Raw genomic sequence first — 14,220 nt, 5'->3', positions numbered from 1 at the left:
AGGTGACTGGTTACCTGACGCTGACGGAAAATCCTGCCCGTCGCGCGTGAAGGCGTATTGTGACAAGAAAACGGGGCGATTGTCAGCCCACAACTCGCATAAACTCGCACAAATCAGGTCTGGACAAACAAAAAAGGCACATCAAATGATGCGCCCTTGTACTTTCCGGCTTCCCTGAAACGGGAAAGCAATCAGTTTACTGCGTCTTTCAGCGCTTTACCTGCACGGAAACCCGGCACTTTAGCAGCAGCAATGGTGATCTCTTTACCGGTCTGAGGGTTGCGGCCAGTACGGGCAGCACGCTCTTTAACAGCAAAAGTACCGAAGCCTACCAGTGCAACGTCGTCCCCAGCCTGCAGAGATTCAGTAACAGAAGCAATTAATGCATCTAACGCACGTCCAGCTGCAGCTTTAGAAATATCAGCACCAGCAGCAATTTTGTCAATCAGTTGAGATTTATTCACTGTTCTCTTCCTCTCTTTATAATTTATATCGCGCCTGAATCCTTCACAACGCGACCGCGCAGCAGTTATATCAGGCCTGCCATGACCTTACAACACCCGTTGTTGATGGCTGACCTAATCAGCAATCTAAATTAGCTATACAAAAAAAGGCTGGCAAGTGCGAAATGACTTACCAGCCTTATTTTTATTGACGCTCTTTGCGCGAGGTCACTATTTTGCGGTTACAACCTGCATTCCGGACGGTTCATTCTGCAATGCGAGACTGAGAACTTCCTCAATTCGCTTCACAGGATGGATCTGCAGATCGGCAATCACGTTGTCCGGAATCTCTTCCAGATCGCGTTTATTTTCGTAAGGGATCAATACGGTTTTGATCCCACCGCGGTGTGCCGCCAGCAGTTTTTCTTTTAAACCACCAATCGGCAGAACCTGACCACGCAGCGTAATTTCACCGGTCATTGCCACATCGGCACGCACCGGGTTCCCTGTCAGGCAGGAAACCAGCGCGGTACACATGGCAATACCCGCGCTTGGACCATCTTTCGGCGTCGCCCCTTCCGGAACGTGCACGTGGATGTCGCGTTTTTCGTAGAAATCAGGGTTGATACCCAGTTTCTCCGCGCGCGCGCGCACCACGGTCAGCGCCGCCTGGATGGATTCCTGCATCACTTCACCCAGCGAGCCGGTGTAGGTCAGCTTCCCTTTGCCCGGCACACAGGCGGTTTCGATGGTCAGCAGATCGCCGCCCACTTCCGTCCATGCCAGGCCGGTCACCTGACCAACGCGGTTTTCGTTATCCGCGCGACCGTAGTCAAAGCGCTGAACGCCCAGGTACGCATGCAGATTGTCGCCGTTAATCACAATGTGTTTCAGGCTCTTATCCAGCAGCAGCTGTTTCACCGCTTTACGACACAGTTTAGAGATTTCACGCTCAAGGCTACGCACGCCCGCTTCACGGGTGTAGTAGCGAATGATGCCGATAATCGCGCTGTCCTCGACGGTCAGCTCGTTGGCTTTCAGCGCGTTACGCTCAATCTGTTTCGGCAGCAGGTGCTGCTTAGCGATATTCAGCTTCTCATCTTCGGTATAACCGGAGAGACGGATCACTTCCATACGGTCCAGCAGCGGGGCCGGAATGTTCATGGAGTTGGAGGTCGCCACGAACATCACATCGCTCAGGTCGTAGTCCACTTCCAGATAGTGATCGCTGAACGCCACGTTCTGTTCTGGATCAAGCACTTCCAGCAGTGCAGACGCAGGGTCGCCACGCATGTCCGACGACATCTTGTCGATCTCATCGAGCAGGAACAGCGGGTTTTTAACGCCCACTTTCGCCATCTTCTGGATCAGTTTACCAGGCATAGATCCGATGTAGGTACGGCGGTGACCGCGGATTTCCGCTTCATCGCGTACGCCACCCAGCGCCATACGGATATACTTACGTCCGGTCGCTTTGGCGATGGACTGACCCAGAGAGGTTTTACCCACCCCCGGCGGTCCTACCAGGCACAGAATTGGGCCTTTGATTTTGTTTACACGGCTTTGTACCGCGAGGTACTCAAGAATGCGGTCTTTCACGCGTTCCAGGCCGTAGTGGTCGGTATCCAGGATTTCCTGCGCCTGACGCAGGTCTTTTTTGACCTTGCTGCGGGCGTTCCACGGAACCTGCACCATCCACTCAATGTAGCCGCGTACAACGGTTGCTTCAGCCGACATTGGAGACATCATTTTCAGCTTCTGCAGTTCTGCTTCGGCTTTCTCTTTCGCCTCTTTCGGCATCTTCGCCGCGTCGATCTTACGCTTCAGCGCTTCGTTTTCGTCCGGCGCATCGTCCATCTCGCCCAGTTCTTTCTGAATGGCCTTCATTTGCTCATTCAGATAGTACTCGCGCTGAGATTTCTCCATCTGCTTTTTCACGCGGTTGCGAATACGCTTCTCAACCTGCAGCAGATCGATTTCAGACTCCATCATCGCCATCAGATATTCCAGACGTTCGTTAACGTCTGACATTTCCAGCACGGACTGTTTGTCAGCCAGCTTCAGCGGCATATGGGCAGCGATGGTGTCCGCCAGACGCGCAGGATCGTCGATGCTGTTCAGCGACGTCAGCACTTCTGGTGGGATTTTCTTGTTCAGCTTGATATAGCCTTCAAACTGGCTAATCGCGGTGCGCACCAGCACTTCCTGCTCGCGCTCATCAAGCTCAGGCGAATCAAGGTACTCTGCCTTCGCAGAGAAGTGCTCGCCGTCGTCTGACAAAGTGGTAATACGCGCACGCTGCAGGCCTTCTACCAGCACCTTCACGGTGCCGTCAGGCAGCTTCAGCATCTGCAAAATAGAGGCCACGGTCCCGACGGTGAAAAGATCGTTTACACCCGGCTCATCCGTTGATGCTTCTTTCTGCGCCACCAGCATGATTTTTTTATCATGATCCATGGCGGCTTCGAGGCAACGGATAGATTTTTCCCGCCCTACAAATAAGGGTATGACCATGTGCGGATAAACCACCACATCGCGCAACGGCAATACGGGGATTTCAATGCGTTCAGAACGCTCAGGATTCATAGAGCTCTCTCTTAGTTAGTGTCCGCCAGGTAAGCTGGTCATGTCACTGTGCTTCACATAACCATTAACATGTATCCAGTATATGGGGATGTTTGCCACACATTCAACGCTATGAATACGGAAAAAGTAAAGGGGAGATAAAATCCCCCCTTTTTGATTAACTGCTTGTATGATTTGGTGAATTATTCGCCAGATGCCTGCTGTGCTTCCGGTTTGCCGTAAATCAGCAGCGGCTTGGTTTGACCGCTAATCACGGACTCGTCAATTACAACTTTCTCAACGTCTTCCATCGACGGCAGATCGTACATGGTGTCGAGCAGTGCCGCTTCGACAATTGAACGAAGACCACGGGCACCGGTTTTACGGATCATCGCTTTCTTGGCAATGGCATTCAGCGCTTCGTCGCGGAATTCCAGATCAACGCCTTCCAGATTGAACAGCGCCTGATACTGCTTGGTTAGCGCATTTTTCGGCTCTTTCAGGATCTGGATCAGCGCGTCTTCGCTCAGCTCATTCAGCGTTGCCACAACTGGCAGACGGCCAATGAATTCAGGGATCAGACCGAATTTGATCAGATCTTCCGGTTCAACCTGAGACAGCAGTTCGCCTTCGTTTGGTTTTTCGGACGTCGATTTCACCGTTGCGCCAAAACCAATGCCGGAGCCGGTTTCAACACGGTGGGAAATGACTTTATCCAGACCAGCAAACGCACCACCACAGATGAACAGGATCTTGGAGGTATCAACCTGGAGGAACTCCTGCTGCGGATGTTTACGGCCACCCTGTGGCGGAACGGCGGCAACCGTACCTTCGATCAGCTTCAGCAGTGCCTGCTGTACGCCTTCACCCGATACGTCACGGGTGATAGACGGGTTGTCTGATTTACGGGAGATCTTGTCGATCTCATCGATGTAAACAATCCCGCGCTGGGCTTTCTGCACGTCGTAATCGCACTTCTGCAGCAGTTTCTGGATGATGTTTTCGACGTCCTCACCCACATAACCGGCCTCGGTCAGGGTGGTGGCATCCGCCATTGTGAACGGAACGTCAAGCAGGCGCGCCAGGGTTTCAGCCAGCAGCGTTTTACCGGAACCGGTTGGGCCGATCAGCAGAATGTTACTTTTACCCAGTTCTACGCCATTGCTGGTGTCGCCGTTACGCAGACGTTTGTAGTGGTTATAGACCGCTACCGCCAGCACTTTCTTGGCCTGTTCCTGTCCGATGACGTAGTCGTCAAGGTGATGACGAATTTCATGCGGCGTTGGCAGCGCGCTGCGCTCACGGTGCGGTGCGACTTCTTTAATCTCTTCGCGAATGATGTCGTTACATAAATCGACACATTCGTCGCAGATATACACGGACGGCCCGGCAATCAGTTTACGCACTTCATGCTGGCTTTTGCCGCAAAAAGAGCAGTACAGCAGTTTGCCCGAACCATCTTTGCGTTTATCTGTCATGAGTCCAAACCTCTTTTTAAGTTCTTTGTGCCGCACATGACGACGCAAATGCCATTCTAAGACGCAAGCTGCAATAAGCAGCGTGCCGCCCTACCTTAGTATAGCGGCACACTCGCGTCGCGGGCATCAATTACGATGGGTCAACACGGAGTCGACTAAGCCGTACTCAACTGCCTCTGGAGCAGAGAGGAAGCGATCGCGCTCGGTATCGCGCTCGATCTGCTCGAGTGGTTGACCCGTATGCTGCGCCATAAGTTCATTCATGCGCGCTTTTACTTTCAGAATTTCGCGGGCGTGGATTTCGATATCCGTCGCCTGCCCCTGGTAACCGCCCAGCGGCTGGTGAATCATCACGCGGGAATTTGGCAAGCAGAAACGCTTACCTTTCGCCCCTGCTGTTAACAGGAACGCGCCCATCGATGCAGCCTGACCCATACAGATAGTGCTTACATCAGGCTTGATGAATTGCATGGTGTCATAAATAGACATTCCTGCTGTAATCACGCCACCCGGGGAGTTGATGTACAGGTAAATGTCTTTTTCCGGGTTTTCCGCTTCCAGAAACAGCATCTGCGCCACGATCAGGTTAGCCATGTGGTCTTCCACCTGGCCGGTCAGAAAGATAACGCGTTCCTTGAGCAGACGGGAATAGATATCAAAAGAACGCTCACCACGTGAGGTCTGTTCAATAACCATTGGCACCAGAGCCATATGGGGTGCAAAGTTATCTCGTTCGCCACTGTATGACATTTCCGTCTCCTGGATCAAAATTGAAAACACCTGCTGTACTGATTGTAACCTTACGGACGGATTATCAGCCAGTCTCATTCATCGTGATTACGTACTTATGGGGTTTACAGTGCCCTATTTCAAGCATAACAACCTTTTGTTGTTACGCTAACACCGAAAGGGCGTTTTAGCACTCTTCCTGGGCTATCGCTGTGATAAAAAAAACCCGCTGCCGCAAGGCAACGGGTTTTCTGTTCAAACTTTAAACCTTTGGGGCGAAATTACGCCTGCTGGTTCATCAGTTCGTTGAAAGAGGTCGCTTTTTCGGTCACTTTCGCTTTCGCCAGTACCGCTTCAACAGCCTGCTCTTCCAGGGCAACGTTGCGCATGTTGTCCATCAGCTCTTTGTTCTTACCGTAGAACTCAACAACTTCTGATGGATCTTCGTATGCAGAAGCCATCTCTTCGATCAGGCCTTTCACACGCTCTTCGTCAGCTTTCAGCTCGTGGGTACGAATCACTTCGCCCAGCAGCAGGCCAACAACAACGCGGCGTTTCGCTTGCTCTTCGAACAGCTCGCGTGGCAGTTCCATCGCTTGCTGCTGGTTGCCACCGAAACGCTGTGCAGCCTGACGGCGCAGAACGTCGATTTCGCTGTCGATCAGGGCAGCTGGAACGTCGATTTCGTTGGCTTTCACCAGACCTTCGATCGCCTGAGATTTCACACGGTTACGCACCGCGCCGTTCAGTTCGCGTTCCATGTTCTTACGCACTTCGGTACGCAGACCCGCTACGGAACCATCTTCCACGCCGAAACGCTTGATGAATTCTTCAGTCAGTTCTGGCAGTTCGCGCTCTTCAACTTTCTTCAGGTTGATAGCGAACTTCGCTGCTTTCCCTTTCAGGTTTTCAGCGTGGTACTCTTCCGGGAAGGTCACGTCGATGGTGAACTCTTCGCCAGCCTTGTGGCCTTTGATACCGTCTTCGAAGCCTGGGATCATACGACCCTGGCCCATAGCCAGTACGAAGTCAGACGCTTTGCCGCCTTCGAACTCTTCGCCGTCTACAGAACCGGTGAAGTCGATGGTGACACGGTCTTCAGCGTCAACAGCGCCTTCTTTCTCTTTCCAGTTCGCCTGCTGCTTGCGCAGGGTATCCAGCATGCCGTCAACGTCTTCGTCAGTCACGGAAACAACTGGTTTTTCAACTTCGATAGATTCCAGACCTTTCAGCTCAACTTCCGGGTACACTTCGAACTCTACGGAGTAGGTGAAGTCTTCGCCCAGTTTGTATTCGCCTGGAACGTAGTTCGGCGCGCCGGCCGGATTGATTTTTTCTTTGATGATCGCATCAATAAAGTTACGGCTCATCAGTTCACCCAGCACATCCTGACGCACGGAAGCGCCATAACGCTGAGCAACAACATTCATTGGTACTTTGCCCTTGCGGAAGCCGTCAATACGTACTTTTTTTGCTACGTTGACCAGCTCGCTTTTCACAGCAGTTTCGATGCTGTCAGCAGCGATAGTAATCGTTACACGGCGGCCAAGGCCTTGAGTGGTTTCAACTGAAACTTGCATCTTGTTACCTCAAAAAAATCACAGTGCTCGGTCAACTCTGAATCTGTCTGTTATACCGGGATGCTCTCTTAGTGCAGATTCACATTCCCTGTCGCCAGAATCATCCCGAAGACATTCAATAAGACGCGGCATTATAGCGGCATCACTTAGGTGAGTCGAGAACGGTTGGGGCATGTTGCTGCGGCTTTTTTCACACTTTAAGGCTATTTTTAGCCTTAAAATCGCACCATCCGCTCAAAACTCAGACAAAACAAAACGGCCCGGAGGCCGTTTTGAGGAAATCTGTAAGCAACATACTGGAAAAGCTCCAGCCGTTGCAAATCCGATTTATCAGGCGATAGTGCCTGCACCGCGACAGGGCGGTGATGCGAAAACCGTATCCTGCAAGCCTTCCCATTCCTTAATGGTGTAGGTATGCAGTGCCAGCGCATGCACGGTCGTGGAGAGCTCTTCCGTCAAGGTGCTGTAGATCAAGCGGTGTCGATTCAGGAAACGTTCTCCCGTGAAGCGATCGCTGACCAGAACCACTTTAAAGTGGCTTTCAGAACCTGCCGGCACGTTATGACGATAGCTTTCGTCGACGACTTCGAGGAACACAGGGTTGAACGCTGCCCTTAATTTATCTTCTATATGCTCACGTATCATCATGAAATTACTCCTCCGACAACGCCAGGATGTCACCCATCCCTTTAAATGTTAGCCGCTTTTACCGTTTCCATTACACCTTGACAACAAATATTTAGCTTTCGTCTGATTTTCTCATTCAAACGAATGAAGTTCACTGTGAGACTCATACGTTTTGTCATACACGGAATGGGAAAAACGGTGAACTGGTCAGTTTTCGGACAAGGCGATGAATTTACATGCGTTGACCACTTCCCCTCGCCGTTGGCAATGTTATGATGGCGACAATTTTTCTCTTTATATGCTTACGATTCGTTGAGAACCCGAAAATGTTAAAAAAACTCTTCTTTCCGTTGGTAGCCCTTTTTATGCTGGCAGGCTGTGCTACTCCGCCTACCACTATTGATGTCTCACCAAAAATCACCCTGCCTCAGCAGGACCCAAGCCTGATGGGCGTCACCGTGAGCATTAACGGTGCCGATCAGCGTCAGGATCAGGCGCTGGCAAAAGTGACCCGCGATAACCAGCAGGTTACCCTTACCGCGTCCCGCGACCTGCGCTTCCTGCTCCAGGAAGTGCTGGAGAAACAAATGACCGCTCGCGGCTACATGATTGGCCCAAGCGGCGCGGTCGATCTGCAGATCATCGTGAACAACCTGTACGCTGACGTGTCTCAGGGCAACGTGCGCTACAACATCGCGACCAAAGCGGATATCGCCATCATTGCCACCGCGAAGAATGGCAACAAGATGACCAAAAACTACCGCGCCAGCTACTCTGTTGAAGGTGCGTTCCAGGCCTCCAACCAGAACATTGCTAACGCCGTCAATAGCGTGCTGACCGACACCATCGCCGATATGGCGCAGGACACCAGCATTCACGATTTCATCAAGCAGAACGCGCGTTAATCCCGCTCGCTGACCCGGTGTATCACCGGGTCAGTTTTATAAGAACATGTCCAGCCATTACTTACGCATTTTTCAGCAACCGAAATCAGCTATCCTGCTGATCCTCGGCTTCGCCTCGGGTTTACCCCTCGCACTCACTTCCGGCACGCTTCAGGCATGGATGACGGTTGAGAACATCGATCTTAAAACGATTGGTTTCTTCTCGCTTGTGGGCCAGGCCTATGTCTTTAAGTTCCTGTGGTCTCCGGTCATGGATCGCTATACGCCGCCTTTTCTCGGGCGTCGACGCGGCTGGTTAGTGATGACGCAGATCCTGCTGCTGCTGGCCATTGCGGCGATGGGTTTTCTTGAACCTACCACGCAGCTTCGCTGGATGGCGGCACTTGCGGTAGTGATTGCCTTCTGTTCCGCCTCTCAGGATATCGTGTTCGACGCCTGGAAGACGGACGTGTTACCTGCGGAAGAGCGCGGCGCCGGTGCGGCAATCAGCGTGCTGGGCTATCGCCTCGGGATGCTGGTTTCCGGCGGGCTGGCGCTGTGGCTCGCCGACCGTTACCTCGGCTGGCAGGGCATGTACTGGCTGATGGCCGCCCTGCTGATCCCCTGCATTATCGCGACGCTGTTCGCGCCCGAACCGAGTGACGTCATCCCGGTTCCCCGCTCGCTGGAGCAGGCCGTCGCCGAACCGCTTCGTGACTTCTTTGGCCGCAACAACGCCTGGCTGATCCTGTTACTTATCGTCCTTTATAAGCTGGGCGATGCCTTTGCCATGAGTCTGACCACCACCTTCCTGATCCGGGGCGTCGGTTTTGACGCCGGCGAAGTCGGCGTGGTGAATAAAACGCTGGGGCTGTTTGCGACCATCGTCGGCGCACTTTATGGCGGCGTGCTGATGCAGCGCCTGACGCTGTTTCGCGCGCTGCTGATTTTCGGCATCCTTCAGGGCGCCTCTAACGCAGGCTACTGGCTGCTGTCGATTACCGACAAACATACAATCAGCATGGCCGCAGCGGTGTTCTTCGAAAACCTCTGCGGCGGTATGGGCACCGCGGCGTTTGTCGCCCTGCTGATGACCCTGTGCAACAAGTCGTTTTCCGCCACCCAGTTCGCGCTGCTCTCGGCGCTCTCCGCCGTTGGCCGGGTGTACGTTGGCCCGATTGCCGGCTGGTTCGTGGAAGCCCACGGCTGGCCAACATTTTATCTCTTCTCGGTCGTGGCTGCCGTGCCGGGAATTTTATTGCTGCTGGTCTGCCGTCAGACGCTGGAATATACCCAGCGAACAGAACACTTTATGCCGCGCACCGAATATCACCGCGCCTACCGTTTTGCGTTACGTCTGTTAATGGTGGGCTGCGCTGCTCTCGCACTCTGGCTGGTGGTGCTCATTATTAATGCCAGCACGTCACTGGCACTCCCCTTCGAAGCCCTTCTGCTGGACGCAGGCGCCCTGCTGGCTATCGCCGGGATCCTGACCGGGGGTCTGCTCGATTTCATGGCGTTGCGTAAAACGCAAGTGACCTGAAGAAAAATGCGAAAGGTTATTTCCCGTTGTAATCACTAAGCGAAATTATAACGGCGAAATAGCCACCAACCGCTAAAAAAAATATTTGTTGTTTTGTGCGGGATAGGATTTGGAAATTATTGGCTCCCATTCCAAAACGCTATTTTTCATTAAACGATTCAGCATGAGAAAGTTTGATTTTTCGTTTTTTAGATGTCTTTTTATTGATAATTAATTGTTAATTTTTTGTTTATTTTCAACAATGGTTATACCAATTGTCCCTTTTAGGGTATGCTTGGGGGTCCTTTCGTTATAAAGCCCACGCCATGCGGCTTCAGTCATAAAAACCGACATAATTTGCAACACTTGTGACACGTGCGGCAGAACCCGGTAACACCTTCCTGACACAGGCCTAATGATGTTTACAGTAATGTAACCTTCCCGTAAAATGCCCGCACACTTTAAACGCCACCAGACTCCGTGGAATTGAGGTCGTTAAATGAGACTCGGGAAATACAATAAAAGTTTGGGATGGTTGTCATTATTCGCGGGCACTGTATTACTCAGTGGCTGCGATTCTGCACTACTAGACCCCAAAGGACAGATTGGACTGGAACAACGTTCACTGATTTTGACGGCATTTGGCCTGATGATGATTGTGGTTATTCCTGCCATTTTGATGGCTGTTGGTTTCGCCTGGAAGTATCGTGCGAGCAATAAAGATGCGAAGTATAGCCCTAACTGGTCACACTCCAATAAAGTGGAAGCTGTGGTCTGGACGGTACCTATTCTGATCATCCTGTTCCTTGCCGTACTGACCTGGAAAACCACTCACGCACTTGAGCCAAGCAAACCGCTGGTTCACGATGAGAAACCTATTACCATTGAAGTGGTCTCCATGGACTGGAAATGGTTCTTCATCTATCCAGAGCAGGGTATTGCTACCGTGAATGAAATCGCCTTCCCGGCGAACACTCCGGTTCAGTTCAAAGTGACCTCCAACTCCGTAATGAACTCCTTCTTCATCCCACGTCTGGGTAGCCAGATTTACGCGATGGCCGGAATGCAGACTAACCTGCATCTTATCGCGAATGAAGCAGGCACCTATGATGGTATCTCCGCCAGCTATAGCGGCCCGGGCTTCTCAGGTATGAAGTTCAAAGCTATTGCGACGCCGGACCGTGCCGCTTTCGACCAGTGGGTTGAAAAAGCGAAGCAGTCTCCAAACACCATGTCTGACATGGCGGCGTTCGATAAAGTGGCTGCACCTAGCGAATACAACAAGGTGGAGTACTTCTCTAACGTGAAACCCGATTTGTTCAAAGAGGTTATTGGCAAATTTATGGATCACGGTAAGAGCATGGACATGACCCAGCCTGAAGGCGAGCACAGCGCGCATGAAGGTATGGAAGGCATGGACATGAGCCACGCGGAAACCGCTCACTAAGGGGCCGAGGAAGAAAATGTTCGGAAAATTGACACTGGATGCAGTGCCGTATCACGAACCGATTATCGTGATTACGGTGGCTGCAATTATCATTGGTGGCGCGGCCTTACTGGCCCTGATCACTTACTTCGGTAAGTGGAGCTACCTGTGGAACGAGTGGCTGACTTCGGTTGACCACAAAAAACTCGGTATCATGTACTGCATCGTCGGTATCGTCATGTTAATTCGTGGCTTTGCGGATGCGATCATGATGCGTAGCCAGCAGGCACTCGCTTCTGCGGGTGAAGCCGGCTTCCTGCCGCCGCACCACTACGATCAGATCTTTACCGCCCACGGCGTTATCATGATCTTCTTCGTGGCGATGCCGCTGGTTATCGGTCTGATGAACGTTGTCGTTCCGCTGCAAATCGGCGCGCGCGACGTGGCGTTCCCGTTCCTGAACAACCTGAGCTTCTGGTTCACGGTTGTCGGCGTTATCCTGGTTAACCTGTCACTGGGTGTGGGCGAATTCGCGCAGACCGGCTGGCTGGCTTACCCGCCGCTGTCAGGAATTGAGTACAGTCCGGGCGTTGGCGTCGACTACTGGATTTGGGCGCTTCAGCTCTCCGGTGTCGGTACTACCCTGACCGGTATCAACTTCTTCGTGACCATTATCAAGATGCGTGCCCCTGGCATGACCATGTTCAAGATGCCGGTATTTACCTGGGCATCTCTGTGCGCCAACATCCTGATTATTGCCTCCTTCCCAATTCTGACCGTCACCGTCGCGCTGCTGACCCTGGACCGCTACCTGGGCACCCATTTCTTCACGAATGATATGGGTGGCAACATGATGATGTACATCAACCTGATTTGGGCCTGGGGTCACCCGGAAGTGTACATTCTGGTTCTGCCTGTGTTCGGTGTGTTCTCCGAAATCGCGGCAACCTTCTCGCGTAAACGTCTGTTTGGTTACACCTCTCTGGTGTGGGCAACCGTGTGTATTACCGTTCTGTCGTTCATCGTTTGGCTGCACCACTTCTTCACCATGGGTGCGGGCGCGAACGTAAACGCCTTCTTCGGTATCACCACTATGATTATCGCCATCCCTACCGGGGTGAAGATCTTCAACTGGCTGTTCACCATGTACCAGGGCCGTATCGTGTTCCACTCAGCGATGCTGTGGACCATCGGCTTCATCGTAACCTTCTCCGTAGGTGGGATGACCGGCGTACTGCTGGCGGTACCAGGTGCTGACTTCGTTCTGCACAACAGTCTGTTCCTGATTGCGCACTTCCATAACGTTATCATCGGTGGCGTGGTCTTCGGCTGCTTCGCTGGCGTAACCTACTGGTGGCCAAAAGCGTTCGGCTTCACGCTGAACGAAAAATGGGGTAAACGCGCGTTCTGGTTCTGGATCATCGGCTTCTTCGTCGCATTTATGCCGCTGTACGTGCTGGGCTTCATGGGTATGACCCGTCGTCTGAGCCAGCAGATCGATCCGCAGTTCCACCCAATGCTGATGGTTGCAGCGGGCGGCGCCGTGCTGATTGCCTGTGGTATCGCGTCTCAGCTGATTCAGTTCTACGTGTCTATTCGCGACCGCGACCAGAACCGTGACCTGACCGGTGATCCATGGGGTGGCCGTACGCTGGAGTGGGCAACCTCTTCTCCACCTCCTTTCTATAACTTTGCCATCGTGCCGCAGGTTCATGAACGCGACGCATTCTGGGAAATGAAAGAAAAAGGTGAAGCGTACAAGCAACCAGCTCATTACGAAGAGATCCACATGCCGAAAAACAGCGGTGCGGGCATTGTGATTGCCGCTTTCGCAACGGTATTTGGTTTCGCAATGATCTGGCACATCTGGTGGATGGCGATTGTTGGCTTCGCCGGCATCGTAATCAGCTGGATTGTGAAGAGCTTTGACGAGGACGTGGACTACTACGTACCAGTCCGTGAAGTTGAGAAGCTGGAAAATCAGCATTTCGACGAGATTTCTAAAGCGGGGCTGAAAAATGGCAACTGATACTCTGGCGCACTCAACTGCCCACGCGCATGAGCATGCGCACCACGATACAGGACCGACCAAAGTCTTCGGTTTCTGGATCTACCTGATGAGCGACTGCATTCTGTTCTGCTGTCTGTTCGCGACCTATGCCGTTCTGGTGAACGGCACGGCGGGCGGCCCGGCTGGCAAGGACATCTTTGAACTGCCGTTCGTTCTGGTTGAAACCGCACTGCTGTTATTCAGCTCCATCACCTACGGCATGGCGGCTATCGCCATGTACAAAAACAACAAGAGCCAGGTTGTTTCCTGGCTGGCGTTGACCTGGCTGTTTGGTGCTGGATTTATCGGGATGGAAATCTATGAATTCCATCACCTGATTCTGGAAGGTTTCGGTCCGGATCGCAGTGGCTTCCTGTCAGCGTTCTTCGCGCTGGTGGGTACCCACGGTCTGCACGTTACCTCTGGTCTGATCTGGATGGCGGTACTGATGTTCCAGGTATCCCGTCGCGGCCTGACCAGCACTAACCGTACCCGTATCATGTGCCTGAGCCTGTTCTGGCACTTCCTGGACGTGGTGTGGATCTGTGTGTTCTCTGTTGTATATCTGATGGGGGCGATGTAATGAGTCATTCAAACGATCATGGCGCTTCCCACGGTAGCGTAAAAACCTACATGACAGGTTTCATCCTGTCGATCATCCTGACGGTGATCCCGTTCTGGATGGTGATGAGCGGTTCTGCGTCTAAGCCGGTTATTCTGGGTGCAATCCTGGTAACTGCGGTGATTCAGATTCTGGTGCATCTGGTTTGCTTCCTGCACATGAACACCAAGTCCGATGAAGGCTGGAATATGACCGCCTTTATCTTTACCGTGATTATCATCGCTATCCTGGTAGTCGGTTCCATCTGGATTATGTGGAACCTCAACTACAACATGATGGTTCACTAAGAGCGGC

Annotated in this window: 12 protein-coding genes; 6 read left to right on the top strand and 6 right to left on the bottom strand. The window is 52.4% G+C overall.

Going from position 1 to position 14,220, the window contains the following annotated elements; translation table 11 throughout:
* Window positions 1–191: 191 nt before the first annotated feature.
* From hupB to bolA, 6 genes are all read right to left on the bottom strand, one after another.
* A complete protein-coding gene (hupB, locus tag V1566_RS07975) occupies window positions 192–464 on the bottom strand; it encodes a nucleoid-associated protein HU-beta (protein WP_002444653.1) in 273 nt (90 codons plus the stop codon).
* 210 nt (window positions 465–674) lie between these two features.
* On the bottom strand, window positions 675–3,029 hold the full coding sequence (lon, locus tag V1566_RS07970; protein ID WP_023334706.1) for an endopeptidase La: 2,355 nt from the start codon (window positions 3,027–3,029) through the stop codon (window positions 675–677).
* 182 nt (window positions 3,030–3,211) lie between these two features.
* Window positions 3,212–4,486, bottom strand: a complete 1,275-nt coding sequence (gene clpX / locus V1566_RS07965; RefSeq protein WP_395305533.1) for an ATP-dependent protease ATP-binding subunit ClpX — start codon at window positions 4,484–4,486, stop codon at window positions 3,212–3,214.
* Between the two features lie 126 nt (window positions 4,487–4,612).
* Entirely contained in the window at window positions 4,613–5,236 is a 624-nt protein-coding gene (clpP, locus tag V1566_RS07960; protein WP_010428105.1) for an ATP-dependent Clp endopeptidase proteolytic subunit ClpP, read from the bottom strand.
* 260 nt (window positions 5,237–5,496) lie between these two features.
* A complete protein-coding gene (gene tig, locus V1566_RS07955) occupies window positions 5,497–6,795 on the bottom strand; it encodes a trigger factor (protein ID WP_063144770.1) in 1,299 nt (432 codons plus the stop codon).
* Between the two features lie 330 nt (window positions 6,796–7,125).
* Window positions 7,126–7,443 carry a transcriptional regulator BolA gene (gene bolA, locus V1566_RS07950; protein ID WP_021241655.1) on the bottom strand — a complete coding sequence of 106 codons (318 nt, stop codon included), beginning with the start codon at window positions 7,441–7,443 and terminating at the stop codon, window positions 7,126–7,128.
* A 305-nt stretch (window positions 7,444–7,748) separates the two neighbouring features.
* Here bolA and V1566_RS07945 point away from each other — a divergent pair, with 305 nt between their 5' ends.
* The 6 genes from V1566_RS07945 to V1566_RS07920 all read left to right on the top strand — a co-directional run bounded on the left by V1566_RS07945 (window position 7,749) and on the right by V1566_RS07920 (window position 14,213).
* The gene (locus tag V1566_RS07945) at window positions 7,749–8,327 is read left to right on the top strand and encodes a lipoprotein (RefSeq protein WP_023310568.1); all 579 of its coding nucleotides are present in this window, start codon (window positions 7,749–7,751) and stop codon (window positions 8,325–8,327) included.
* A 46-nt stretch (window positions 8,328–8,373) separates the two neighbouring features.
* Window positions 8,374–9,849 carry a muropeptide MFS transporter AmpG gene (gene ampG, locus V1566_RS07940; RefSeq protein WP_395305532.1) on the top strand — a complete coding sequence of 492 codons (1,476 nt, stop codon included), beginning with the start codon at window positions 8,374–8,376 and terminating at the stop codon, window positions 9,847–9,849.
* A 478-nt stretch (window positions 9,850–10,327) separates the two neighbouring features.
* Window positions 10,328–11,275: a cytochrome o ubiquinol oxidase subunit II gene (gene cyoA / locus V1566_RS07935; RefSeq protein WP_395305531.1), complete on the top strand. Its 948-nt coding sequence runs from the start codon at window positions 10,328–10,330 to the stop codon at window positions 11,273–11,275.
* A 16-nt stretch (window positions 11,276–11,291) separates the two neighbouring features.
* Complete coding sequence (gene cyoB, locus V1566_RS07930) at window positions 11,292–13,283, top strand: cytochrome o ubiquinol oxidase subunit I (RefSeq protein ID WP_063144774.1); 1,992 nt, start codon at window positions 11,292–11,294, stop codon at window positions 13,281–13,283.
* Window positions 13,273–13,887, top strand: a complete 615-nt coding sequence (locus V1566_RS07925) for a cytochrome o ubiquinol oxidase subunit III (protein ID WP_023334703.1) — start codon at window positions 13,273–13,275, stop codon at window positions 13,885–13,887. The genes cyoB and V1566_RS07925 overlap by 11 nt, the downstream gene beginning before the upstream one ends.
* Window positions 13,887–14,213 (top strand): cytochrome o ubiquinol oxidase subunit IV, encoded by a 327-nt coding sequence (locus V1566_RS07920; RefSeq protein WP_006176899.1) that lies wholly within the window; start codon window positions 13,887–13,889, stop codon window positions 14,211–14,213. Before V1566_RS07925 ends, V1566_RS07920 begins: the two co-directional genes overlap by 1 nt.
* Window positions 14,214–14,220: the final 7 nt, after the last annotated feature.

Source organism: Enterobacter sp. ECC-019, assembly GCF_043974075.1.
GTDB lineage: Bacteria > Pseudomonadota > Gammaproteobacteria > Enterobacterales > Enterobacteriaceae > Enterobacter > Enterobacter asburiae_D.
This window is presented reverse-complemented; position numbering and strand designations above follow the sequence as displayed.

What these genes read in the sequence shown, in the direction of transcription:
- lon (WP_023334706.1), bottom strand. Translation starts at nt 3,029, where the DNA reads ATGAATCCTGAGCGTTCTGAACGCATTGAAATCCCCGTATTGCCGTTG.
- clpX (WP_395305533.1), bottom strand. Translation starts at nt 4,486, where the DNA reads ATGACAGATAAACGCAAAGATGGTTCGGGCAAACTGCTGTACTGCTCT.
- clpP (WP_010428105.1), bottom strand. Translation starts at nt 5,236, where the DNA reads ATGTCATACAGTGGCGAACGAGATAACTTTGCACCCCATATGGCTCTG.
- tig (WP_063144770.1), bottom strand. Translation starts at nt 6,795, where the DNA reads ATGCAAGTTTCAGTTGAAACCACTCAAGGCCTTGGCCGCCGTGTAACG.
- bolA (WP_021241655.1), bottom strand. Translation starts at nt 7,443, where the DNA reads ATGATGATACGTGAGCATATAGAAGATAAATTAAGGGCAGCGTTCAAC.
- V1566_RS07945 (WP_023310568.1), top strand. Translation starts at nt 7,749, where the DNA reads ATGTTAAAAAAACTCTTCTTTCCGTTGGTAGCCCTTTTTATGCTGGCA.
- ampG (WP_395305532.1), top strand. Translation starts at nt 8,374, where the DNA reads ATGTCCAGCCATTACTTACGCATTTTTCAGCAACCGAAATCAGCTATC.
- cyoA (WP_395305531.1), top strand. Translation starts at nt 10,328, where the DNA reads ATGAGACTCGGGAAATACAATAAAAGTTTGGGATGGTTGTCATTATTC.
- cyoB (WP_063144774.1), top strand. Translation starts at nt 11,292, where the DNA reads ATGTTCGGAAAATTGACACTGGATGCAGTGCCGTATCACGAACCGATT.
- V1566_RS07925 (WP_023334703.1), top strand. Translation starts at nt 13,273, where the DNA reads ATGGCAACTGATACTCTGGCGCACTCAACTGCCCACGCGCATGAGCAT.
- V1566_RS07920 (WP_006176899.1), top strand. Translation starts at nt 13,887, where the DNA reads ATGAGTCATTCAAACGATCATGGCGCTTCCCACGGTAGCGTAAAAACC.